This window comes from Tuberibacillus sp. Marseille-P3662, from assembly GCF_900178005.1.
Lineage (GTDB): Bacteria > Bacillota > Bacilli > Bacillales > Sporolactobacillaceae > Marseille-P3662.
Window position 1 is genome coordinate 1,993,892 of the sequence record NZ_FXBS01000006.1, and the last position, 24,580, is coordinate 2,018,471.

Below are 24,580 nucleotides of genomic sequence, written 5' to 3' on the forward strand. Positions count from 1 at the left end.
TAAAATACGCTGTATCCGCAACTCCATAAAAAAATCCGGGTTTACCGGATTTTTAAAATTAATGCTCTATATAATAACGTTTTTCTAGATATTCTTGCAAAGCTGACACACACATACAAATTCCCCAGTAGATCAGCGCTACCAATATAATCATCGTCATCCAATCCATCGTCCGACCAGCGACGATCTGTGCTTTTTGGAAGAGTTCAGGGACGCTGATCGTCGCGGCCAGAGACGATGATTTGACAAGATCAAGGAACACATTGCCAAGTGATGGTATTGCAATCCGGAACGCCTGCGGCAAAATAATGGAGACAAACGTCCTCAGAGACGTCAGTCCAAGCGCCCTTGATGCTTCCCACTGCCCTTTAGGAATCGATGTAATCGCTGCACGATTAATTTCAGCCATATAGGCAGCGCTGTTAAGAGAAAAGCCAATAATCGCTGCCGGAAGGGCTTGAATATTGACACCCATCACAGGTATACCAAAGTACAGGAGAAATAAAAACACAAGAATCGGTGTGCCACGCATGAATGAAATATAAACACGAGCCGGCCATCTCAATAATTTGACATTAGAACTTCGTGCCAGTGCTAGAAAGATACTTAGTATTAATCCCAGTATCATACTTAAAAATGACACGAGAATCGTATACCCAATCCCCTTAATGACAAAGGGAAACGACTCCAACGCCAACTTAACATCAAATAAACTCTGCCAGTCGATCGCCTTCACCCCCGCTGTCTGTTAGCTTTATTGTTCTAACTCAACCTCTCTAACGTCGACATCCGGCTTTTTGGACACGTCATGATCCAAATAAAACTGCTTAGACAGTTTCGTCAATGTTCCATCTTGTTTCATTGCCTTTATTGTCTCGTTGATTTTCTTTTGCAGCTCATCAGCATTTTTCTTCATCGCAATCGCTGATGATGATTGATTAAATTTAATATCAGGATGCATGACAAGATCATATTTTGGAAATGCCTTTAATGCTTGTAATTGCAGATAATAATCGTTCAATATCACATCGGTACGACCAAGATCAACGTCCCTGAGGTAGACATCATTAGTGGCGTTGCCATAAGTTTTAATTTCAGCACCGAACTGTCGCGCAATTTGACTGTAAATACTACTGGCTGCACCGGCCGCTTTCTTGCCTTTCAAGTCCTCAAGACTTTCAATTCCGGAATGATCTTCGGCACGAACAATCGCGGTACAATAAGAGTATTTGTAAGGCATGGAAAATTGGATTTTTTGCTTTCGTTGATCTGTAACACCAATATCATTAGCAGCTATATCAATTTTGCCGCTATTAAGACTTGACAGCATTTGATCAAAGCCCATTTCTTCAAACTTAATATCAAGATTCAACCGCTGAGCGATTTCCCTCACAATTTCAACATCATAGCCCGTAAGTTTATCGGAACCTTTCTTATGGTATGAACTCGCGTATAACGTGCCTGCGGTTCCGACCACAAGTGTCCCCTCATTTTTAATCTGTTCCCATGCTGTTGATTGAGATTTTTTCTCACTGTTGTTATTTTCAGAATCACCTTTACTACCACAGGCTGTTAACGTCAATAACATAATCGTCATACATATGATAATAGTTGGTTTATATAGCCATTTCATACTGTAGTACCTCCATTAGAAATTTTATTATAACAGACATATCATAGCAGTTGCTTAAGGGGTGAAGCAAGCATAAACAGGCTCATTCATTAACAGTTGCTCAAATTCTACTTATATTAAAAAATCCGGTATACCCTTAGAAGGCATACCGGATAGTCATAAGCCACTTACACCAATTATTTTTTATTAACAATACCTTGTTCAACAGCCATGTTTCGGGCGAGTTTCGGCGCCAGCCACAAGGGCGGAAGCAATAACAGTGAGACAGGAACAGCGGTCACAACAATAAAGTTTTGTAATGCCGTAATACTGCCTTCTCCAATTGATAATAAGACAACGGCAACGGCACCAAACATAAGGGCCCAGAACACCCTAATCAACTTATTTGGCCTGTCATCACCGGTAATCGCAACAGCTACTGTATAAGCCATGGAGTCCGTTGTTGTCGCCACGAAAATAACGGTCACAATTAAGAAACCAATAGCCATTATGAAGCCTAATGGGAGCTGATCCATGATCGCCATTACAGCGGCTGGCATTCCTGATTCTTGTAAGGCCGTTGAGACTGAACCAGTATTCTTAATTTCATAAAAAATACCCGTTCCGCCAACAACGGTAAACCAAAAATTACTGACAATTGGAGCGATGATGGAAACCGCTACAATCAATTGACGAATCGTTCTTCCCCGGGAGATCCGACTGATAAAGATCGCCATCATCGGACCATAGCCTAAAAACCAACCCCAGAAGAAAACCGTCCACAGTCCGAGCCAAGCATTGTCACCACGATACAAACTAATTCTCAGGAAGTTATGCAAGTAAAAACTTTCACCGGCAATAAAGTTGTTGATGATAAACATGGTTGGCCCAAGAATGAGCATGAAAATAATTAAAATAATGGTTAGACCCACATTCATCTTACTTAACCACTGGATCCCTCGATCGATACCGGTTGCTGCCGATATAGAGGCAATCACCACAAGCGCTACAATAATCAACATATTGGTTACTAACGTGTTGGGGATGCCAAACAACGAATGCAGCCCATAACCCACTTGCAAGCCAAGAAATCCAATCGGACCAATGGTACCTGCCGCCACAGAAACGATGGAGACAATATCAGCAATCGATCCGATCACACTTTTATGAAAGATTTTTTCACCGACAATTGGATACAAAATCGCTCTTGGTTTCAGCGGATAGCCTTTATGATAATGAGCATACATCAAAACAATTGTTGTGAGCGATCCTAAAATGGCCCAAGCCAAGAAACCCCAGTCCAAATAACTTTGTGATAGCGCCGGAAGAACGGATTCTTGCGACGTCAATCCTTCATCAGCGAATAAAGGCGGGGTTGTAATAAAATGGTACAAAGGTTCAGCGGCAGCCCAAAACACGCCACCCCCGGCCAATAATGTACACATAATCATGGAAATCCAACGATAGTTACCATTTTCAGGTTTTTCCATGTTCCCTAGACGAACGTTTCCGTATTTAGTAAAAGCGATGATCAGTCCGATAATAAACGTCGCCAGCAGCAATAACTGCCAATAGGCACCGAAATATTTTACTGAAAACGCGAACCCACCATTGATCCAGTTCCCCATCATGCCATCATTAATGAGTGACATAATAACGAACAGAGCCAATAAACCACCGCTCACAACAAATGTTGTCCAATCCATTTGCTGCTTTTTGCCTTGATCTTTTCTCATTATGTGCCTCCTAGAAATTCAGACAATCGTCTTCTTAACTTACGTCATGTGACGCTAAATTATAAATGCACCACGTCAAAGTTTGTCAGAGGCCACACAACTTGCTCTTTCCCAGCACGTTTTATAATAAATGTCGATGAACACCTCAGAAATGTTTTGTTTTTAAACAACTAGTGCCCCATTATAGGTAAATCGGATCAGTGATGTCAACAAATCACGTCTATATCACATCCAATAATAAACAAGATCTTGGTATACAATCACGTATACCAAGATCTTGTGAAATTTTAATCTGGATCAGTAGCCTCTGTAATCCCTTTTTCAGGTTCAGGGCTATGCAATAATCCTTGTTCTGCCGCCATCTTATGAGCAATTTTAGGAGCTAGCCATAATGGCGGTAATAGCAGTATCGATACTGGCACAGCAGTAACAACAATAAAGTTCTGTAAGGTTGTAATACTACTTTCCCCAATGGACAGTAGTACGGCAGCTATTGCTCCGAACAACAACGCCCAAAAAACTCTAATAAATCGATGCGGTGAATCATCACCCGTTATGGCTGCAGCCACCGTATAGGACATTGAGTCAGCCGTTGTTGCAACAAATACCATTGTCACGATTAGAAAGCCGATTGATAACACAAATCCAAAAGGCACTTGGTTAAGAATTGCCATAACCGCAGCCGGCATTCCCGCATTGTTAAGCGCCGTTGAAACAGAACCTGGATTTTGTATTTCATAAGATATACCTGATCCGCCGATCGCTGTGAACCAAAAATTACTTACAAGCGGAGCAATCACCGACACCGCTACAATCAATTCTCGAATTGTCCGTCCCCGAGAAATTCGGCTGATGAAAATCATCATCATCGGCCCAAATCCTAGGAACCAGCCCCAGAAGAAAATGGTCCAAGAACCTAACCAAGCTTCATCGCCCCTGTACAGGCTCATCATTAAGAAATTTTGGATTTGAAATCCTTCGCCGGCGACAAACGAATTAAGGATAAACATGGTTGGACCAAGAATGAGCATCGCAATCATTAAGATAATCGCTAGTCCGACATTCATACGGCTAAGCCACTGAATGCCGCGATCGATACCCGTTGCAGCAGAGATTGAAGCAATGGCTATTAGAAAAATAATGACACCCATATAAGTCACCATGGTCTCTGGGATATTAAATAAATAATTAAGGCCATAACCCACTTGCAGACCAAGAAATCCGATTGGACCAATAGTACCTGCTGCAACAGCTATAATTGACACAACATCGGCCGTTGTGCCAACCACACTTCTTTTAAAAATTTTCTCACCAAAGATAGGATATAAGATCGATCTTGGCTTCAACGGATAACCCTTATGATAGTGAACATACATCAATACAATAGAGGCTAAAGTACCAAGACAAGCCCAAGCTGTGAAGCCCCAATGGAAAAAAGCCTGCGCTAAAGCAGGACTCACCGCTTCTGATTGAGTTAACCCATCATTGGCAAATAAGGGGGGTGTCGTCAAAAAGTGAAACATCGGTTCACCTGCTGCCCAGAATACTCCGCCGCTGGCCAGCAGCGTACACAGGATCATCGCAACCCAACGGAAATTACTGTTTTCAGGCTTCTCTTTTTTACCTAAGCGAACCTTCCCATATTTCATAAATGCTAAAATTAATCCAATCACAAAGTTACCAAGTAATAACAATTGCCAAAAAGCACCAAAAAATTTGGCCGACCAATCAAAAGATTGTGTAATCCACTCATCAATAAGAGGTTTATTAACTAAGGATAGAATAAGAAATAGGATGAGGCATCCTCCGCTAATCACGAACGTCATCCAGTCAATCTTACTCCCCCTATTTACGTCATCCGTCTGGTCATTCATGTTTTTCCTCCCCAGTTTATCATTTGGTTTTTATCCTTTTCCTTTAATTTTCAATTTCACAACATTAAAAAGAAGAAATCGGTTCTCTCTCCCTTGTTTTTTCGACTTTGGCGTTGACTAAGCATATATTATAGAGGTCCGTTGACAAGAAGTCAAAAGCAGACAGCTGTCCGGTTTTAAAGGTACAAACACGATGTCGCTCATTTTGTCCATTCACGTAATCATTTGCATTAATTTAAGGAAAAATCATTGATTTTACAATGGAGTCAATTTCATCATTCAAGACTAAAGCAGAAAACCCAAACATTTGTAAGTGTGCTTGGCCTGTTGATTTCCACTCTAGGCGGACGCTTTCCGCGGGCATGGCTTGAGCCTCCTCATGCTTCGCATTGCGGGGTCTCAAGACTCATGCTATTCCCGCAGGAGTCGCCGCCTGCCGTTCCAATCAACGATGTTAACGCGCTGAATTGACAAACGTTAATACATTAGACCGTTCGAGTGTTCGAATCAATGATGAATATAAGCATTTATGAAATTGACTCAATACCCTAAGTATAAAAAAAAGCATGAAGGTCGGAGCCTTCATGCTTCGTTAAGATCACGGATTTATTGATTGCCGTTTTTAACCCATGCAGCCACTGTTGCTGTACGTTTCGCTTGGTGTTTCACAGCCGCTTCAACATCTTCTTGCATGTTACCATCTTGGTCCACTGTAACACTTGTTCCATAAGGGTTGCCGCCGCCTGCAAATGTAACCGGGTCTGTGTACCCTGGGGCAGCAATAATGGCGCCCCAGTGCATCATTGTAGTGTATAGATTTTGTACAGTTGCTTCTTGTCCGCCATGTGGGTTTTGAGCTGAAGACATCGCGCTAACAACTTTGTTGACCAATTTACCTTGCGCCCAAAGTCCGCCGGCAGTATCAAAGAATTGCTTGACTTGGGCAGGCACATTGCCAAAACGAGTCGGTGTACTGAAGATATAAGCATCGGCCCATTCCAAGTCATCTGTCGTTGCTGTTGGCACATCTTTCGTCGCATTCAAATGCTCACGCCAGGCCGGATTCGAATCAATCGCTGCATCAGGAGCAATTTCTTCGATTTTCAATAGCTTAACATCAGCGCCAGCTTCCTTCGCCGCTGCTTCCGCCCATTGCGCTAATTGATAATTTGTACCTGTTGAACTGTAATAAAAGACTGCTAATTTAACATTTGCCATTTTGTTATAAACTCCTTTGTTAATATAAGTATCTCTCTAGAAACATAATGCCTTCACTCCAACGGTTATATACATGGCTTTCATCGAAACATTTAACACCCCCTTTCAAGGCTTTAATCTTGTTGTATCAAGACTATGACAAGCCTTGATACCAGAGTGCGGCTTGCTGGACTTCTTCGCGAGTCAATTGATGACCCTGGTCCTCCCAATGGAGCTCAACCACTGCACCAGCCTGTTCAAGTAATCCGACCAAATTCTTGGTCTCGTCAGGATGACAAATGGGATCGTTCGTCCCCGCAGCAATAAATACCGGCATACCTGTCAAATCAGGCAATGCGATGCCACGTCGGGGGACCATCGGATGGAAAAGCATGGCCCCTTTAAGCGTTTGGCCATAGTGAAACAGCAAGCTCCCGGCGATATTGGCTCCATTCGAATAGCCAACAGCTATGACTTCATCTCGATTAAATGTATGATCAACGGCTGCTTTATCTAGAAACTCGTGCAACTCTTTTGTCCGATATATAAGGTCTTCTTCATCAAAAACCCCTTCGGCCAACCTGCGGAAAAATCGCGGCATCCCCTGTTCACTCACATTGCCGCGTACGCTTAACACTGAAGCATCCTTGTTAATCATATCGGCAATTGGAAGTAAATCACGTTCCGTTCCACCGGTTCCATGCAATAACAAAAATGTAGGTTGAAGCTCTTCTCCTTCATTGAAGATGTGTTTCATGACCGGTCCCCTTTCATAGGTTGAACGTCAACTGGGCTCAAAATCTCTTCAATCTTTCCACGGTGTTGTTCAAGCCATTGTGGAAGCTTTAAAGCTTGACCTAAATTCTCATAGGATTCATCTGTATCGAATCCGGGCGTATCTGTTGCTATTTCAAATAGAATACCGCCATGTTCACGAAAGTAAACAGAATTAAAGTATTGGCGATCCTTAACATCCGTGGGTTGTAATTGATTTTTACTGAGATGACTGCGCCATTCGAGTTGATCCTCATCATCCTGCGCGCGCCAGGCAATATGATGAACGGTGCCTGCTCCCATCAATCCTTGGGCTTGGGGTGATATCTTAAGGTCAATCACTTGACCCCGCTCCCCCTCTGCATAAAAACGAAGATACTGATCATCTTGACTAACTTGTTTTAAACCAAGGACATCGGTGAGAACCTCAGCTGTTCCGTCAAAAGATCCCGATGACAAAACGGCACCGCCAAACCCTTTAATGGCAACATCCGGTGTAATATCAGCCACGAGCCATTGACTGTTCTCTCCCGCTTTGCGGGCGACGAGTTCTAGTTGCAAGCCATGCGGGTCGGTAAATTGTAAATACGTCTCATCGAAACGGGTCACCTTTTGAAATGAGACATCAAATGCCATCAATCGCTTCTCCCAAAACGGTAATGCCTGCTCAGGTACAACAAAACTCGTAACACTAACTTGGCCAGCGCCAGAACGTCCCTGCCGGACACCTGCCCACGGGAAAAAGGTCATAATCGTGCCGGGATGACCGAGTTCGTTACCAAAATAGAGATGATAGGTTCCTGGATCATCAAAGTTGACGGTCTTTTTTACTAACCGCAGTCCTAATACACCAGCGTAAAAATCGATATTTTCTTGAGGATCACCGGCAATAGCTGTTATATGATGGATCCCCTTTGTTGTTTTCGACACTGTTTTCCCTCCTTTATATAAGCAACTTTATCGTCAATCAAATGATAATATTTATCCTTAATTCAAGATAAATTATATCAAGATATATGTTATTGTCAACAATGACGCATTTGCTTCAATAGCAATTCGGGCTCTAAAAATAAAAACGGACGGACCCTCCCACGATGATCCGTCCGTTTTTCGATATTGAATTTTATCCAGTAAGTACGTCTGACTCGGGGTAACGGATATTTGCTGTTCGACTTTTTGCAAAAGAGAAGGCTAGCGTCAACGGCCCGATTTTCCCACAGAACATGATGATGACAACAACAAGTTTACCAATCACCGATAGTTCCGGCGTTAGTCCCATCGATAATCCCACTGTTCCGAAAGCTGAAATAACTTCAAACATGATTTCTAAGAAAGGAGCAGAATGTTCTGTAATCGTTAATATAAAAGCCGAAAGTGAGACAAACAACATACTCAACATCGTTAAAGCTAGTGATTTTTGCACAATACGAAATTTAATGGTGCGCTGAAAGACTGTGATGTCCTTTCTTCCCTGAAGGAAAGCAAGCGTCGATAATAACAAGACGATAAAAGTGGTTAATTTGATGCCTCCACCCGTTGACGCACTTCCGGCACCAATAAACATTAAAATCATAATAAAGAACTGTGTCGCATGTGAGAGCCCCCCTGTATCCAAAGTGTTAAAACCAGCTGTCCTTGGTGTAACAGCTTGAAAATACGACGCCCACATTTTCTCCGGTGTTGACATAGGACCAATGGTATTAGGATTGTTATATTCTAAAATGAAAACGACGATCATACTCAGGATCGTTAAGATCACGGTTCCTGTGACCATGAGTTTCGTATGCAGGCTTAACCGGTGAAAATCATGCCCACCCCATAATTCCGCTAAAACAGTAAAGCCTACACCTCCCATAATGAATAGAATCGTTATCACAATATTGACAACAGGATCATTAACAAATGACATCAAACTATTAGACCAAATCGAGAATCCTGCATTATTAAACGCCGATACTGAATGAAACAAACTATAATAAATGCCTTTTCCCCAGCCGAACTGCGGTCCCCAATCCAATGCTAAGAAGCAAGCTGCAACTCCTTCAATCACAAGTGAATAATAAACAACCTTTTTCACAAGCCGGATCACACCGCCTACTGAAGGTTGGTTCAATGCCTGCTGAATGATAAGACGTTGCCGCATCCCGATTTTCTTACCCAACATGATATAAATCAGCACAGCAATCGTCATCACACCAAGTCCTCCGAGCTGAATTAAAACAAGAATCACAATTTCCCCAAATAAAGTATAAGCGGAACCGGTATCAACAGTGATGAGTCCCGTAACTGTAATGGCAGAGGTTGCCGTAAATAAGGCGTCGACCCAGGATATCGCTTGAGATGTCGCAATGGGTAACTTTAATAAAATCGTCCCTAATACCATGCTTAAAATAAAAGCAATGGCCAATAGCTGAGGTGGATTGAAATTGAATTTAGTCAACCGTTTAAATCCTATAGGCAGCATGTAACTCCTTCTTTCATAACAGCGACATTATCGTGATATTTCTATTTAACTATTAGTGTAGAACACTTGCAACCTTCTATTGAATTTTTAATAGATTCATCACACTGGAGCAGGTTTGACAATACATTAGAATGACTGAATAGAATGTCGTGCAGATTGTTTTTCCAAGGCTCTTTTCTAAAAGATTGTTTTTGAAATAGGACTGATGAAAGCTAAAGGTCGAAATCGTTGATTGGAGCGGAAAGTGCGAGACTCACCCCCTCCTCTGAAATAGCAACAAAGTATACGAAACAGCCTTTTCCAAAATGCTATGAGGTGATCATTTTGTCTGAACTTCAGTCTTCCAATGAAATCATTAAGCGTTCCCAGCAGAACAGCCATGTCATCTATGATGTGTTTTTGATGGGATCAAATAAAGTCCATCCATATCATAAAGGCGACATTCACGGATTAATTTCCGATATTCCGGTTGCGTTAGTGAATTGTATTGAAAAAGCGAACACCTTGTCATCAGATATTGATACGGTCATCGCGGAAGTAACGCAAGACTTCATTGATCGTCACGTACCTGTTCTTTGGAAAATTTGGCCTCTGGGTGAACCCCATCATCTTAGCAAATGCCTTGAGCATTATGGTTATATAAACGCCGGTATCGAGCTAGCCATGAGCTGCGATTTAACAGCCATTGAAGACATGGACGAAGCTCAAGCACCGCTAGCTATTGAAAAGATGTCAAACGACATCCACCAGCAACATTTTAAAGATATTTTTCAAAAGGCTAATGGTACGGATCCTTTATTAGCTCAATTTTTCGTTGATTTGCTCGCCACTAATACATCGTCAACATTAGAAACCTATATCGGCTACGCCGGCAGTCAACATGTCACAACACTCTCCGTCCTCTATGCTCACGGGGTGGCAGGGATTTATAATATTGGAACTCCAGCCAGTCAAGCAAGAAAAGGCTATGCCACGGCCATCACCCGGTTTGCAATGCAGCAAGCGAAAGCCAAGGGCTACCGTTATGCAACTTTACAATCAACTCCGATTGGCTATAACCTTTACCAACGTCTTGGATTCCAAAGCCATGGCGAAGTGCAACAATATATATATGAACCGGAATAATAGGATGATTCACACGTCAAAACGGTCTGCCCCGTTAACTAAGGGACAGACCGTTCTGTGTCATCATCACTTTCTATTTTCCTGATCACCTAATATCAAATAATCAAGTTCAGATTCAGGGATTTTATGAAAGGTACGTGCTTTAGCAATATAAAACACAATGCCTAAGACCATCCATACGAGCAGTGCGACCCATGATGGTGTACTTAGAAAGCCTGGGGCACCCGGGATAATCAGCAAGCCAAGGAATGCAGCCCCAGATAACATCCCTATGAAAGCAATTGTTTTTCTCAGCGGTGAGACTTCTCCTTCAGCTGTTGTTGATTGCGAGCTCCAAGCAATTTTCTTGAAGGCGACGGCACAGCAGTAGAAATAAGCAATCGTTACACCGACCGAAGTCATATCCACGATCCATAGTAAAACTTCGCGTCCGAAAAACGGGGCCATTAAAGTGATGCCACATGTGAACAGAATGCCGACATACGGTGTATTATACTTTGGATGCAATTTTGCGAAAGACCGGGGCAAAATTTGCGCACGTCCCATAGCAAACAATAACCGGCTGGAAGAAACATAAAAACCATTGAGGCCGGTGAATACACCCATAAGTAAAGCCAAGGATAAGATGAGTACACCAACTTGTCCAAGCACTGACGATACGGCATCACCCGTCCCCCAAATCGATTCCTGCTGAACGAGCTCAGTCCAAGGAGCAGCTACAGCCGTTGAGAATATCATGACGGAATAGGTAATAGCCGCTGCCAATAGTGCGAAAATAATTAACCATACCGCTTTCTTTGGAGAAAAATTAAATTCCTCAGCTGCCTGGGGAATATTGTCAAACCCAACATAAGCCCACGGGGCAATCGCGACGATAGATAAAATCGCGGAAATAGCCGGGACACCAGGCTTAAATAACGGCTCAAGGTTTGTTGTCACCGTATCAGGATGACTGAACATACTGATCGATAAAATAATAATTCCTAAAATCAATAAAAGGCAAAAAATAAATTGCGTCCGTCCAGTAATACTCGCCCCACGAATGTTTAAGATAGCAAAGACGATTAGAGCCAAACAGGCAATAATGACTTCTCCTGCGTAGACATTCCATCCAGCGATTTGGTACATTAAACCAACTTTAGCGATCTCCGGAAGCGTGAATTTGACAAGCAATGCCAATGCACTAGCATTCAGTGCCACGATACTCATATACCCAAGTACAAGAAACCAGCCCGCAAAGAAGGCATGATTACGCCCGAAACCAAGATAAGCGTAAGCAAATTCACCACCTGATACAGGGTGGTTTTTAATTAAATACCCGTAGCTGATCCCAATGATTATCATTAAAATGGCACCGATAAAAAAGCCGATCGCGGCAGCCAAAGGCCCGGCCTTCGCCAACCAATCCGTCGGAAGGACAAATGCTCCCCAACCAACCGCAGAACCAAAGGCAATTGCCCATACCCAACGCGGCTTTAACGTTCGATCTAATTTCTCACGTTCTTCCATTCCTTTAGTCACTCCTAAAAAATCCAGTGATTTACCCCATACTCTATTGGGCAATCCCATTCTAGTGTACGTATTTTACGTTATTGTCGTCTCTACGTCAAAAGTTTGGGGATTTTTCTTGAATAGAGAATGAAGCCTTCCACACATACTAATTAATAGATGTTTGTTTAAGGAGCGAGTCACTTGCAAAAAGTCACGAACCTATTAAAAAAAATGTCTCCATTTATGATTGCAGTTACCATTTTCATCATTAGCGTCCTTCTAATGATCGCTATGTTCATCTTTTTAGGACAGCAATAATTCAATTAACATGCTTTAAGCTGCCCCATGGGAATCAGGACAGCTTTTCATATCATCATTGGTATATCACTTGACGGTACTGATAAAACGGCGAAACGCTTGTTGACCTTCCTCATCTCTTTTAAAGACACCAGCATGTTCCAATATCGTTGCAAACACTTGCCCGATTTCCTGTTCCAAAATTGCGTTAACATTGCTCGATTTAACTTCTGAATACTTGGTCTTGATCTGCCTGCCCCAATCAAGGTGTTTATGAATCCGTTCATCATCGGGGCTAGGAGCATCATTAACATCATCCGCTAAAAATCGGCCCAATTGTTCCAACTCTTCTTTTAATCGTCCTGGTAATACCGCAAGGCCCATGACCTCGATTAAACCGATGTTTTCCTTTTTGATATGATGGACATTAGCATGGGGATGAAAAATGCCTAACGGATGTGCTTCTGATGTACGATTGTTACGTAAAACAAGGTCAAGTTCGAACCAGTCCCCGCGGCGTCTTGCAATCGGAGTGATCGTATTATGACGCTCACCATTTGTTGATGCATAAATACTAACAGACGGATCACTATAACGAACCCAAGCATCAAAAATCATACCGGCAAGATCAGATAAGGTATCCGGATCTTCCGATTGTAAGCGGATAACCGACATCGGCCACTTGACAATCCCGGCTTTGACATTCGGGAAGTTTGGAAATTCAATCGGCTCATCCATACCTGCTTTGGCCATCGGAAATTCGTGATGACCACCTTGGAAATGATCATGACTCAGTACCGAACCTCCGACGATGGGAAGATCTGCATTGGAACCAAGAAAATAGTGTGGGTATGTCTCCACAAATGCCAGCAGCCGGTCAAATGTGGCTTTGTTAATGTCCATCGGTACATGATCTTCTTTTAAAACAATACAGTGTTCGTTGTAATAGACATACGGTGAATATTGCAAGTACCATTGTTCACCTTGCAATGTGACTGGTATGATGCGGTGGTTCTGCCGGGCCGGGTGATCAAGGCGACCCGTGTATCCAACATTTTCCTTACACAATACACACTGCGGATATTGAATATCCAATTGCGAGCCTTTTGCGGCCGCAATCGCCTTAGGATCCTTCTCAGGTTTTGATAAATTAATGGTGATTTCTATCTCACCGTAATCCGTCGGCGTGAGCCACTGTTCGTTCTTTGCAATCCGATCCGTCCGTATATAATTAACGTCTTTAGAAAATCGATAAAAATCAGCTGTTGCTTGTTTGGGGCCGTCTTTTTTCATTATTTCTTGAAACTGGCGGATCACTTCCGTTTGCGATGGGACGAGACACCCCATAAGTTTCGTATCTAACAAATCCCGTTCGGTCACGGTGTTATCAGGTAGTCTGTCATGTTCAGCGGCCCAATTTAGAATGTTACTCAGAATGTCAACCGGTGATGCCTGCCATTCCTTTTCAACCTCGACTGGTTCAATTCCTTTCAAATCTAATACATCTAATATTTTATTCCTGGTCAGCGACCAATCCCAGGAAGTGATCAGTTGTTTTTCAAGACCGTATTGAATGAGGCGTTCAATATCTCGAGCAATTTGAATGGACATTCCCTCTCATCCTTTCAGATTAAGATCCATAACCATGCGGATGCTGCTTGAACCATTGCCAAGCGGTACCGATCATCGTTTCCATGTCCGTATATTGCGGCTTCCAGCCCAACACACATTTCGCCTTGTCAGATGCTGCGACTAATTTGGCTGGATCACCGGATCGACGCGGGCTGACATAAGCGGGAATCTCATGACCCGTAACACGTCTTGCCGCTTCAATCACCTCTTTAACGGAAAATCCTGTCCCGCTTCCGAGATTGTAAACACCACTTTGTTGGCTCTCTCTTAAATGATCGATCGCTAAAATATGGGCAGCAACCAAATCGGTTACGTGAATATAATCACGGATACACGTCCCATCAGGTGTTGGATAATCATCGCCAAAAATCGCAACTTGATTCCGCTTCCCAAGGGCTACTTGAAGAACAATCGGAATCAGATGGGTTTCAGGCTCATGGTCTTCACCTAGACCACCTTTAAGGTGGGCACCAGCAACATTAAAATAACGGAGCACCACGTATTTTATCCCATAAGCTATATCCGCCCATTTTAACATGTTTTCGATTGCGAGTTTGGTCTCCCCATAAGGGTTGGTCGGTTCAGTCCGATCCGTTTCTTGAATCGGGACTTGATCAGGTTCTCCGTAAACCGCCGCTGTTGATGAAAACACGATACTCTTGACGCCGTGCCGATGCATGGCTTTTAGCAGACAAATCGCACCACCCACGTTATTGTCATAATACTTTAATGGATCTTCTACACTTTCACCAACGAGTGAATCAGCAGCGAAGTGCATGACCGCCTCAATGTTATTGTCAGTAAACACCCGGTCAAGAAACGATTCGTCGCGCAAATCACCATTATAGAACGTCGCTTCATTAAAAATTGAATGGGCATGCCCTTTCTGTAAATTGTCAATCACAACAACCTCTTGCCCGCGCTCCAAAACATGAGCAGCGGCGTGACTGCCAATATAACCAGCACCGCCACATACTAAAACCGCCATATATTAACCCCCCTATATGATTTCTCGGGCACCATCACCGACATTTAAAACGTAAAATTCCGCTTCCCGGCCCATCTGTTCCCTATATTGCTGCCCGACATAGTCCTTAAATGAATCCAGCGCACCATCTTTGACAATGCTCACGGTACAGCCACCAAAACCGGCACCGGTCATACGTGACCCCATCACACCAGCTATTTCCCATGCAGCCTGGGCAAGTGTGTCTAATTCATCACCTGTTACTTCATAATCATCACGCAAGGAAACGTGTGATGCGTTCATCAGTTTTCCGAATGACTGGACATCACCAGCTTGTAAATGGTGAACCGCTGAAATCGTTCGTTGATTTTCATAGATAACATGCTTCGCCCGCTTGCGATCTATGTCATTTTTGATGAGGTGTTGATAGGTCTCAAAATGTTCAGGACTTAAATCAGCCAATGTAGCGATATTGAGTGCTCTTTGCAAATCCTTAAGGGCCCGCTCACATTCACGCCGGCGCTCGTTATACTTGGAATCAGCCAATGACCGCGGCTTTTGGCTATTCGTAATCACTAAGGAAGCATCCTCTAATTTCAACGGACTATATTGATATTCAAGAGTATGACAGTTTAAAAGAATCGCGCTGTCTTGCTTGCTCATTCCGATTGCAAACATATCCATAATCCCACAGCTGACACCGACGAAATCATTTTCAGCCTGTTGAGCCAATTGGACAAGATCAAGCATGGTGGTCTCCACATTGAACAACGCTTTTAACATGACGGCTGTCACCAGTTCAATTGAGGCTGAGGATGACAACCCTGTGCCATGAGGTAAATTGCCATAATAAAGTACATCAAAGCCACATTCTAAAGGCCATCCTTTGTCAGACATGACTTTGATCACACCTTTGGGATAATTAGCCCAATCATGCGCATCATCATACGTTACATCATTCAAATCATATTCAATCACACCCCTATCATTAAAATTGTGTGACATCATTCTGATCCTCTGATCACCACGTATACGAACCACCGCATAAGTCCCAATATCAAGCCCACAAGGAAACACATAGCCCCCATTATAATCGGTATGCTCGCCAATCAGATTCACTCGCCCCGGAGCAAAGAACGTTCTTGGCTTGGCACCATCATCTCCGAATATTTGATTAAACTGTCGCACCAGTTCTTTTATCATAAATTGATACCTCTTTTACTCATTTTCTCATTGATGTTTACAGGTGTCATAAACTTTATTAATTAATTTTATTAACTTGATATGAGCATATCACATATGTATCGAAATATGAAGCGCTATCATCATTCCACTTGCATTTTCTTTTGTTATTTCTTAAATTAAAGGAAGTTATAGGAGGCGGTAGCCATGCATTCAAAGTATCAGACAGGCAGCTTCGAATTAATGAAGACGATGAACCGTTCGTTAATTTTAAATACAATTAGGGAAAAAGGTCCTGTTTCCAGAGCCGAAATTGCGAAATTGACTGAGTTAACCCCGCCCACCGTGAGCAATGTCGTCAAGCAATTGCTCGCGTCCGGTATCGTCATAGAAACCACTCAGGGTGAATCCAACGGCGGCCGTAAACCGACCATGCTCATTATTAATGCTCAAAATTTTTATGTGGTGGGTTTGGACGTAGGGCCGAAAGTCATTCGTTTTGCCTTAACGGATCTGAATGGATCGATCATGCATCATCTTGAACTATCTATTGATGTCGGCGTTCATAATCATGGCTTACTGGAACTGATGAAGCGAGGCATTCAAACCCTTATCACGAAAATCAGCCCTGAACGGGAGAAAATGATTGGTATTGGTATTGGAATGCATGGCATTGTCGATGTTGACCAAGGTATGTCTAAGTTTGCACCAAACTTAAATTTAAGAGATATACCGATCAAGGCTACGCTTGAGGAAACCTTCGGCGTGGTTGTTAAAGTCGAGAATGATGCGCGCGTTATGGCCTTAGGTGAAGTTTGGTTTGGTCAAGGTCAAAACTATCGTCACGTCATGACCGTCAATGTCGGTCATGGTATCGGAGCCGGATTAACAATCAACGGCGAATTATATCACGGCCACAGTTTTCTGGCTGGCGAAATTGGACATATGAGTATCGATTTGTCAGGCCCCAAATGCCCATGCGGCAGTTATGGTTGTCTGCAAACATTCGCATCAGGTCCAGCGATTGCTGAACGCGTCAAAAAGGAACTGGCCTCAGGACAAGCCAGTTCGATCAATGAACATATCGATCATCTTGATCAAATCAATGGAAAAATGGTTTACGATGCTGCACAAGAAGGTGATGAACTATGCCTAAATATTTTACAACAAACAGGACGTTATCTTGGCATTGGTTTAACCAATTTGATCCATGTCATCAACCCCGAATACATCATCCTTACCGGCGGTGTCGCAAAAGCCGGCGATATTCTCTTAGATCCGATCAAAGCAACGATAGCCGAACGCGGAATAACATCGGCCGCGAAACAAACGAAAGTGGCTGTATCCAAACTTGGGGATCATTCCGCCGCCGTCGGTGCCGTCACTTTAATATTAACTGAACTGTTTTCTTCCGACTCATCTCATATTTCAGCTTAAAGAAAGCTGGGACAAAAGTATATTCATCACAAAATCATCCGAACTTTTCTATTACTCCGTTCGGATGATTTGTTTTAAAATCGTCATTCCTGCCATCGCTTCGTCAAAATCCTTCGCTTGCCGAGGCGTCTACATATTTTGGACGACGCTTAGACCTTGACCTCTTTCTCTACGAATCTGTTGTTTTTGGCTTTTCTTCTTTTGGTATTTCCCTAGCTTGGTCAACATGTGGATACTTATAACGTTCATAGACATTGCCGGCGGCTAGACCCTCATCCACCATGCGGTCTTCACCATTTTCATATTTTTGCTTAGGATCTTCGTCTCTTTTATGATCCCTGCGGCTCATAAATCCATCCTCCTTTGTCAGAGACTAAGTGATGACTTGGCTCCTGCTTTCCTGTAAATGAAATACCCCGATGCCTCGCTATCTTAAACTCGGCGTTTGTCTAATGACCGTTTCGGATCACAATTAACCCATCAACATCATTGTTCCTAATGCTTTTATACTAATTTTACCTTTATGTTATAAGCCTTAAGACCTAATTTCTATTTTCTACGAATCTTTTTTAAAAATAATTGAAAAGCAAATGATCCTAGCACGACATTATCAGGACTTTTTTACTACTATTATACGATTTGACACAAAACAACATTCCATGTGAATATTTTGATAGTTTCCTATTTTATTAATTATTAAGTTTAAGGAGAGGTGATGACAACAATGAGGAAACACAAATGGCTATCCATAGCACTAGCCGTCGGACTGACCACAAGTTCGCTATTGGCCTTCGGAACTGTTAATCAGGCTTCAGCTCAGCCAAAAGAACCTGACTGGAACGTTCAGCGTTACGGTAACATCAAGGATATTGGGCCGAAGTTAAGGAAACAGGCAGAAAACGAAACATTCGTTAATAACTTAACTGATCAACTCAAGAAGAAAGCCGAAAAATTGAACCTTGAAGAACAAACAACTGAGGAAAAGTCATCCAAATCTAATGACAACTCTAATGGTGAAAATCAGGTTGAGAAATACTTCGTCAGTTATGACCTTCAAGCGGCGGGCGGTTATGCCCTCGAAAAGTATACTAAGCTTGCCGTTGGGGAGAATGTCGAAGTATGGGTCGCTGATGATCTATCTTACCCAGATGATCGGGAAAGTGCGAAAGTTAACCAAGAACAAATTGATCATTTAATCGATGAATTTGATAACAACATTTATCCTAAAGAAACAGAATTTTTTGGGTCTCCTGATAAACTAACGGGTGACAAAGCGAATCTAGATGACCAATTAGGATTACCTGAAGATTATTATACCTCTCAGGACGGATCGCATCGTGTGATGTTACTCGTAGATAACTTCAAAGACGAAGCTTATTATGATTCGACCTACCCATTCTATGTAGCCGGATTCTATTCAAGTCTATATGAACAATATTTTAACAGGAATATCATTAATGTCGACACAAATAGTTTGACAAAAAATACGAATGGCCATTTCGGAACAACGGCACATGAGTTCCAACACTTAATCCATGATGATAACGATAGCGATGAAGCGACATTCATCAATGAAGGGATGTCCGATTTTGCTGAATATCTCGTTTATAACGAACACCCAATGGGTCACGTGAACTTTTTCTTAGATCATCCAGAAAATTCACTTGTTAAATGGGACGAATATTATAATGCTGAAACCGGCCCAGAAACATTAGGTGATTATGGACAGGCTTACCTTCTTCAGCTCTACTTATATGATCAATTTGGCCAGGCATTTATTCGTGATCTAGCAACTAATCAAGCAAACGGTATTGCTGGTATCGAAGCGACATTAGAACAATATGGTTCCGATCTAAGTTTCGAAGAACTATATAGGAATTTCAACATTGCCTTGCATCTGGATAGCTCAGAACCAGGTGATGGTGCTTACAATTTCAAAAGTATTGATTTGAACGTGAACTACGATGCAGCACAATCAACGGATAAAGCAGGCGTTCCCGCTTGGGGTGTTGATTTTATTGATCTTGATGACAGTGGTAAAAAACATGATGTCAATTTTGAAGGGATTCAATATCTCCCCGTTCCATGGGAAACCACTAAGAACCCGCTCAATGGTGATGATTCTGTTTACTACAGCACGAAAGGCGATTTAGCTGATAATCAGCTGATTTTTCCCGTTGATTTAAGCGGATTAGATCAAGCAACCCTTAAATTCGATACGCTCTATAATATTGAGAAAAATTGGGATTATGGTGCTGTACAAGTGTCAACGGACGACGGCCAAACTTGGGAAAGCCTAAGCAATGCCGATACGACAAGTTCTCTGACCTCTGACGGCCACCCCAATATTAAAGCGAACTTACCTGGATTCACGGGAAGCACAGACGGCTGGACGAACGAACAATTTGACTTGTCAAAATACGCCGGACAAAAGGTGCTCGTGTCTTTCCGTTACATGACAGACTGGGCAACCAATTATGATGGTTGGTACATTGACGATATCAGCATTCCAGAAGCTAATGTTTCCTATGAAGGGAACAATTTGGATCCATTCCAAAGCATTCAAGAAATAAAGAACAGAAAAGTCAATTATGCTGTGACCTTTATTAATGAAAATAAACACGGTAAAAAGACGAAATATAAGGTTCGCAACATTGATCCGTTCTCTGTTAACGAAGAAGTGAAACGTCTCAAAGGCCTTCATCCAAATGGCGACAATTACATGCTCGTCTCATACGTACCAGAAAACGGTGATTATGGTGTGGTTGATTACAGCTATGACTTGGACAAACCCGGCAAAGGTCCAAAAGCTGGACACGGCAACCCTGGAAAAGGCTATAAAGGCCCTAAGCCACCGAAAAATCATCCAGGACATGTCAAAACGGATAACCCTAACGGCCCTGATACCATCGTTCACTAAAGTTCAAGCCAGCTCGCTCTTGTTACAGAGCGAGCTTTTTTTCTTTATATTGCGTGCGAATGGTTCAATAAACACTGGCACACGTTCCAGCTGCAGGTTCATAATAACAATGATTTTTATATTGACCAGAAAAAGGTTGATCATACCATGTTGAAGGACATGGACCTGATGGATTGAAATACCATAGAGAATATTTCGCTGGATGTTGCCTCCAATATTTCAAATTCCTTCTGGCTAATCTCCTTTCAACTTCTCTCGCTCTTCGATAAAATAAACTGCCTTTTTGGACAGCTTCAAACGTATAATTTCCTCCTTGTACTTGATAAATGACATCTGATATTGTTCTTAGATCTGTAAAGTCTAAACAATCCGCTACACCACGATTAACGATGACATTGCCTACAAACAACATCCCTGTCTTTCCTTCACCCACAGCTTCCGCTCTCATCAACCTTGCCATTAAGTCAACGTCTGAACTTCTGTATTTCATTCTTGGCATTTTTTCACCCCAAAAATATTGTATGAAAACGAAACCCATTTTGATTTCAATATTTTATGATCATGAATCAGGAATAACATCACTTATACGTGACATCATAAGGAGGAAAACCATGAAGGAGGCTATTTCCCATGGGAAGAGGTCACAAACATCGTGTCAACCGTGACAAAAATTCAAAACACTTACCACAGACGCCTGATCAGCTAAAAAGGCCTGACGGCGAAGACGAAACATTAGAGTTATCCCGGGAGCTTGATGACCGCTATGAACTGAAGGCCAAACCAGGCCTTGATGAAAAGACGGAATTAAGAAGGAAAGATGAGGAAGAATAACTGAGCAAAAGCGGGTGACCCAAAGTATCAAGCATACTTAAGGGTCACCCTAGTTTTTGAGCTCGATTTGTTAATAAGTTTTTACACTTTTTTCTTTGCGCGTCTGTCTAGCATGTGATTTTTTCATTGCAAACCGTGCTATCGGTTGAGCAATTAAGGATTCAACCCAAAATGCTATGAAAAAATTACGCGGCCAATTATAAAAGAAGGTTTGAATCGGCTGTAAACTCATTTCTCCCATGCCAATCCAAGTTCCTATAACTGTTAGTAAGATGGACAGGATTGTAACATTAAACAATATATTAAATAATGTTTTCGCATTGAACCCATCTGTCGGTTTAGTGAACTTTTCGACCAACTTATTAGCAATCGGTCCAGCAACCATCGTTACCAACAAAATAACAAAAACCCATACGAATGGGATCATCTGCAAGGTATTAAAATAAACTTCTTTATGAAATCCAAATTTAAATCCCATAATAAGAGGCGCGATAATATTCACTGAAATGACTGAAATAATACCTACAAACAGCGCAAACTCTTTTCCATTTCTAGGTAACCTTGTTTCTTCCTGCATAGACGTTGTCATCTCCATAATTAATATTTCAGATGGCAGACGTATCTATCACAAGACATATATTTTTGGTCATAATGCAAGACCAATATCTCTACACACTGATTTAATTATTATAACACTTTCTTTGAACTCAAATAAATATTACAAATCTTATTTCACAATAATGGCCCGTTCAATCCACTCTTTTAAGTGAGTTTCTTCATATGTCACCCAATAACCCCTGATACATACACTTGAAAATTCCTTCAACGTACTGTACACCTGCATTGGTCATCTCCATGCTCTATAATCCCCAACTTTCACGTCACCTGTTTGTGTTTTCGCATATAAGCCTGAATCTCGAAATACTCAACATGCTCCGGTAGTAGGTCTTTAATCGGACGTAGTCGTTCTGTATCGGCCTCTTTAACAGCAGCGGCAATGAGGACTTCATTGTCAGGATTGATAAAGTTACTCCAATCAATATTCAGTCCTTCCTCATCACAGGTCAACAGATGTTTCTCAATCGTTTTCGCAGATAAACCGCGTTTATCAGCAATGTCCTGTACCGACAAACCATTTTGATACAATTGATACGTCTCATGGTGACTAGGATTGTCGTTCGATTTCCCTTGTTTGCGTTGGGTGGGTGCTTCTTTATAATGAGAAGTCTGATCTTGTTGTTGGCTGATGGCATGTTCCTCACAATAAGCAGCGATCGTCTTCATAAACGTCGATCCATAATAATCCAACTTTTGCCGACCGACACCCTTAATTTGTAAAAATTGTTCATTCGTTGCTGGCAACTGAGCACTCATTTCCCGTAACGATTGGTCGGAAAAGATCACATACGGCGGGACTTTTTCCGATTCAGCAATATCTTTTCTTAATTGTCTCAGCCGCTCAAATAGCGCATCATCAGCGACCAACTGTTTGGCCTGGACACTTTCTTTCTTCCACACATGAGCGTCACCTTTTAATACGGGAACAGCCTTCGATGTTAAGACTAAGACGGGATAGGACCCCCCCGTCGGCTGTAAGTACTCTTCAGCGGTTAAAAAGTCGATGAATTCACTCACTTGGCTTTGCGTTTCGTCACGCAAAATCCCGTAGGTTGATAATTGATTGAATCCAAATGACTGGATCTTTTTATCGGAAGAGCCTGTGAGAACCTTTGCGATAAACAATTTACCAAATTTTTGCCGCATACGTGTGACACAAGAAAACACCATTTGCGCTTCGCGGGTAACATCAACCGCTTCACGATCATCACGACAATTGCCGCAATGCCCACAAGGGACAGCATCACTTTCACCGAAATAAGTCAAAATATATTGCTCGAGACACATTTCTGTATGTCCATAGCCAATCATTTTTTGCAGTTTATCATATTCTTGTTGTTTGCGTTCATCATCCATGTCGGACTGATCAATCAAGAACTTTTGGATATGGATATCTTGAGGTGAAAACAATAGGATGCATTCGCTATCTTCACCATCACGGCCTGCCCGCCCGGCTTCTTGATAATAAGATTCAATGTTACGGGGGATGTTATTGTGGATGATATATCGCACATTGGATTTATCGATGCCCATGCCAAACGCCGATGTCGCTACCATAACCGTAATATCATCATAGAGAAACCGCTCCTGGTTGTCATTTCGTTCCGCTTCTGACAATCCAGCATGATACTTCCCTGCGTTAAAACCGTTCGTCATTAAAAACTGATGAAGACGCTCCACCTCTTTCCGGGTGGCAGCATAAATAATCCCGGATTGAGCTTTATTTTTATTAATGTAATCAGCAATAAACGGATCCTTAGCTTGGCCTTTAATCACTTGGAAGTATAAATTCTCTCGTCCAAATCCTGTTAATACGACACCTTGATCATCGATCGTCAATAATTCGCAGATATCTTCCGTAACCTTGGGTGTTGCGGTCGCCGTTAAGGCAACAACCACTGGTTTCCCTGGAATATAGTTGATCATATCATGAATCAGGCGATAACTTGGCCGAAAATCATGCCCCCATTGCGAAATACAATGGGCTTCATCAACAGCTACGAGCGCTACATCCATCTGATCAAGAACGCGCTGAAACATTGGAGAAGACAATCGTTCCGGAGCCACATAGAGAAGCCTGTACACTCCTTGGACAGCGCCATCTAGCCTTGCCCGGACCGTCTCATCCGGAATAGAGCTATTAATAAACGTTGCCGGAATCCCTTGTTTTTCAAGTTCATCGACTTGATCCTTCATCAATGATATGAGTGGCGAAATGACCAAAGTGACTCCTGAAAACATCATGGCCGGAATCTGATAGCAAATCGATTTTCCCCCGCCAGTCGGCATAATACCTACAGTATCTTGTCCTTGCAAAAGCCGTTTAATAATCTGTTCCTGTCCAGGTCGAAACTCGTTATAACCAAAATAAGTATTTAATAGTTTTTGTGCTTCACTCATCATGTTTTTGACATCCTTATCTC

The 24,580-nt window shown here is 42.2% G+C and carries 20 protein-coding genes; 4 read left to right on the plus strand and 16 right to left on the minus strand.

Features of this window, described 5'->3' with window-relative positions; translation table 11 throughout:
- Positions 1–58: 58 nt before the first annotated feature.
- The 8 genes from B9Y89_RS18415 to B9Y89_RS18450 form a co-directional block, all read right to left on the minus strand.
- Positions 59–736 carry an amino acid ABC transporter permease gene (locus B9Y89_RS18415; RefSeq protein ID WP_085524634.1) on the minus strand — a complete coding sequence of 226 codons (678 nt, stop codon included), beginning with the start codon at positions 734–736 and terminating at the stop codon, positions 59–61.
- A gap of 18 nt (positions 737–754) precedes the next feature.
- Positions 755–1,633 (minus strand): transporter substrate-binding domain-containing protein, encoded by an 879-nt coding sequence (locus tag B9Y89_RS18420; RefSeq protein WP_085524635.1) that lies wholly within the window; start codon positions 1,631–1,633, stop codon positions 755–757.
- Between the two features lie 176 nt (positions 1,634–1,809).
- Entirely contained in the window at positions 1,810–3,348 is a 1,539-nt protein-coding gene (locus B9Y89_RS18425) for a BCCT family transporter (protein WP_085524636.1), read from the minus strand.
- Between the two features lie 287 nt (positions 3,349–3,635).
- Positions 3,636–5,222, minus strand: coding sequence for a BCCT family transporter (locus tag B9Y89_RS18430; protein ID WP_085524637.1), 1,587 nt, complete (start codon positions 5,220–5,222; stop codon positions 3,636–3,638).
- A gap of 606 nt (positions 5,223–5,828) precedes the next feature.
- Entirely contained in the window at positions 5,829–6,440 is a 612-nt protein-coding gene (gene wrbA, locus B9Y89_RS18435) for an NAD(P)H:quinone oxidoreductase (RefSeq protein WP_085524638.1), read from the minus strand.
- A gap of 133 nt (positions 6,441–6,573) precedes the next feature.
- A complete protein-coding gene (locus B9Y89_RS18440) occupies positions 6,574–7,176 on the minus strand; it encodes an alpha/beta hydrolase (protein ID WP_085524639.1) in 603 nt (200 codons plus the stop codon).
- On the minus strand, positions 7,173–8,123 hold the full coding sequence (locus tag B9Y89_RS18445) for a ring-cleaving dioxygenase (protein WP_085524640.1): 951 nt from the start codon (positions 8,121–8,123) through the stop codon (positions 7,173–7,175). The genes B9Y89_RS18440 and B9Y89_RS18445 overlap by 4 nt, the downstream gene beginning before the upstream one ends.
- Positions 8,124–8,316: 193 nt before the next feature.
- Complete coding sequence (locus B9Y89_RS18450) at positions 8,317–9,657, minus strand: TrkH family potassium uptake protein (protein WP_085524641.1); 1,341 nt, start codon at positions 9,655–9,657, stop codon at positions 8,317–8,319.
- 324 nt (positions 9,658–9,981) lie between these two features.
- Here B9Y89_RS18450 and B9Y89_RS18455 point away from each other — a divergent pair, with 324 nt between their 5' ends.
- Positions 9,982–10,782 (plus strand): GNAT family N-acetyltransferase, encoded by an 801-nt coding sequence (locus tag B9Y89_RS18455; protein WP_085524642.1) that lies wholly within the window; start codon positions 9,982–9,984, stop codon positions 10,780–10,782.
- A gap of 66 nt (positions 10,783–10,848) precedes the next feature.
- Here B9Y89_RS18455 and B9Y89_RS18460 read toward each other — a convergent pair whose 3' ends face one another.
- The 4 genes from B9Y89_RS18460 to B9Y89_RS18475 form a co-directional block, all read right to left on the minus strand.
- On the minus strand, positions 10,849–12,291 hold the full coding sequence (locus B9Y89_RS18460) for an APC family permease (protein ID WP_139822837.1): 1,443 nt from the start codon (positions 12,289–12,291) through the stop codon (positions 10,849–10,851).
- 366 nt (positions 12,292–12,657) lie between these two features.
- Positions 12,658–14,175 (minus strand): UDP-glucose--hexose-1-phosphate uridylyltransferase, encoded by a 1,518-nt coding sequence (gene galT, locus B9Y89_RS18465; protein ID WP_441351510.1) that lies wholly within the window; start codon positions 14,173–14,175, stop codon positions 12,658–12,660.
- Positions 14,176–14,200: 25 nt separating this feature from the next.
- Positions 14,201–15,190, minus strand: coding sequence for a UDP-glucose 4-epimerase GalE (gene galE, locus B9Y89_RS18470; RefSeq protein WP_085524644.1), 990 nt, complete (start codon positions 15,188–15,190; stop codon positions 14,201–14,203).
- Between the two features lie 12 nt (positions 15,191–15,202).
- Positions 15,203–16,372: a galactokinase gene (locus B9Y89_RS18475; RefSeq protein WP_085524645.1), complete on the minus strand. Its 1,170-nt coding sequence runs from the start codon at positions 16,370–16,372 to the stop codon at positions 15,203–15,205.
- Between the two features lie 186 nt (positions 16,373–16,558).
- On the opposite strand from B9Y89_RS18475, the gene B9Y89_RS18480 reads away from it, so the two are divergent.
- A complete protein-coding gene (locus B9Y89_RS18480) occupies positions 16,559–17,788 on the plus strand; it encodes an ROK family transcriptional regulator (protein ID WP_085524646.1) in 1,230 nt (409 codons plus the stop codon).
- Positions 17,789–17,957: 169 nt separating this feature from the next.
- Here the strand turns inward: B9Y89_RS18480 and B9Y89_RS18485 are convergent, their stop codons facing one another.
- Positions 17,958–18,137, minus strand: coding sequence for a hypothetical protein (locus B9Y89_RS18485; RefSeq protein WP_085524647.1), 180 nt, complete (start codon positions 18,135–18,137; stop codon positions 17,958–17,960).
- Positions 18,138–18,512: 375 nt separating this feature from the next.
- Here B9Y89_RS18485 and B9Y89_RS18490 point away from each other — a divergent pair, with 375 nt between their 5' ends.
- Entirely contained in the window at positions 18,513–20,708 is a 2,196-nt protein-coding gene (locus tag B9Y89_RS18490) for a choice-of-anchor J domain-containing protein (protein WP_176222290.1), read from the plus strand.
- A gap of 64 nt (positions 20,709–20,772) precedes the next feature.
- Here the strand turns inward: B9Y89_RS18490 and B9Y89_RS18495 are convergent, their stop codons facing one another.
- Positions 20,773–21,207 carry a cell wall hydrolase gene (locus tag B9Y89_RS18495; protein WP_085524649.1) on the minus strand — a complete coding sequence of 145 codons (435 nt, stop codon included), beginning with the start codon at positions 21,205–21,207 and terminating at the stop codon, positions 20,773–20,775.
- Between the two features lie 131 nt (positions 21,208–21,338).
- Here B9Y89_RS18495 and B9Y89_RS18500 point away from each other — a divergent pair, with 131 nt between their 5' ends.
- Entirely contained in the window at positions 21,339–21,539 is a 201-nt protein-coding gene (locus B9Y89_RS18500) for a YfhD family protein (protein WP_085524650.1), read from the plus strand.
- A 70-nt stretch (positions 21,540–21,609) separates the two neighbouring features.
- Here the strand turns inward: B9Y89_RS18500 and B9Y89_RS18505 are convergent, their stop codons facing one another.
- Positions 21,610–22,116 carry a hypothetical protein gene (locus tag B9Y89_RS18505; protein WP_085524651.1) on the minus strand — a complete coding sequence of 169 codons (507 nt, stop codon included), beginning with the start codon at positions 22,114–22,116 and terminating at the stop codon, positions 21,610–21,612.
- A gap of 299 nt (positions 22,117–22,415) precedes the next feature.
- A complete protein-coding gene (gene recQ, locus B9Y89_RS18510; protein ID WP_085524807.1) occupies positions 22,416–24,560 on the minus strand; it encodes a DNA helicase RecQ in 2,145 nt (714 codons plus the stop codon).
- Positions 24,561–24,580 lie beyond the last annotated feature (20 nt).

Excerpts from the sequence above, each read along its gene's own strand:
- B9Y89_RS18420 (WP_085524635.1), bottom strand. The coding sequence starts at position 1,633 with ATGAAATGGCTATATAAACCAACTATTATCATATGTATGACGATTATG.
- B9Y89_RS18425 (WP_085524636.1), bottom strand. The coding sequence starts at position 3,348 with ATGAGAAAAGATCAAGGCAAAAAGCAGCAAATGGATTGGACAACATTT.
- B9Y89_RS18430 (WP_085524637.1), bottom strand. The coding sequence starts at position 5,222 with ATGAATGACCAGACGGATGACGTAAATAGGGGGAGTAAGATTGACTGG.
- wrbA (WP_085524638.1), bottom strand. The coding sequence starts at position 6,440 with ATGGCAAATGTTAAATTAGCAGTCTTTTATTACAGTTCAACAGGTACA.
- B9Y89_RS18440 (WP_085524639.1), bottom strand. The coding sequence starts at position 7,176 with ATGAAACACATCTTCAATGAAGGAGAAGAGCTTCAACCTACATTTTTG.
- B9Y89_RS18450 (WP_085524641.1), bottom strand. The coding sequence starts at position 9,657 with ATGCTGCCTATAGGATTTAAACGGTTGACTAAATTCAATTTCAATCCA.
- B9Y89_RS18460 (WP_139822837.1), bottom strand. The coding sequence starts at position 12,291 with ATGGAAGAACGTGAGAAATTAGATCGAACGTTAAAGCCGCGTTGGGTA.
- galE (WP_085524644.1), bottom strand. The coding sequence starts at position 15,190 with ATGGCGGTTTTAGTATGTGGCGGTGCTGGTTATATTGGCAGTCACGCC.
- B9Y89_RS18475 (WP_085524645.1), bottom strand. The coding sequence starts at position 16,372 with ATGATAAAAGAACTGGTGCGACAGTTTAATCAAATATTCGGAGATGAT.
- B9Y89_RS18480 (WP_085524646.1), top strand. The coding sequence starts at position 16,559 with ATGCATTCAAAGTATCAGACAGGCAGCTTCGAATTAATGAAGACGATG.
- B9Y89_RS18485 (WP_085524647.1), bottom strand. The coding sequence starts at position 18,137 with ATGAGCCGCAGGGATCATAAAAGAGACGAAGATCCTAAGCAAAAATAT.
- B9Y89_RS18490 (WP_176222290.1), top strand. The coding sequence starts at position 18,513 with ATGAGGAAACACAAATGGCTATCCATAGCACTAGCCGTCGGACTGACC.
- B9Y89_RS18495 (WP_085524649.1), bottom strand. The coding sequence starts at position 21,207 with ATGCCAAGAATGAAATACAGAAGTTCAGACGTTGACTTAATGGCAAGG.
- B9Y89_RS18500 (WP_085524650.1), top strand. The coding sequence starts at position 21,339 with ATGGGAAGAGGTCACAAACATCGTGTCAACCGTGACAAAAATTCAAAA.
- B9Y89_RS18505 (WP_085524651.1), bottom strand. The coding sequence starts at position 22,116 with ATGCAGGAAGAAACAAGGTTACCTAGAAATGGAAAAGAGTTTGCGCTG.
- recQ (WP_085524807.1), bottom strand. The coding sequence starts at position 24,560 with ATGATGAGTGAAGCACAAAAACTATTAAATACTTATTTTGGTTATAAC.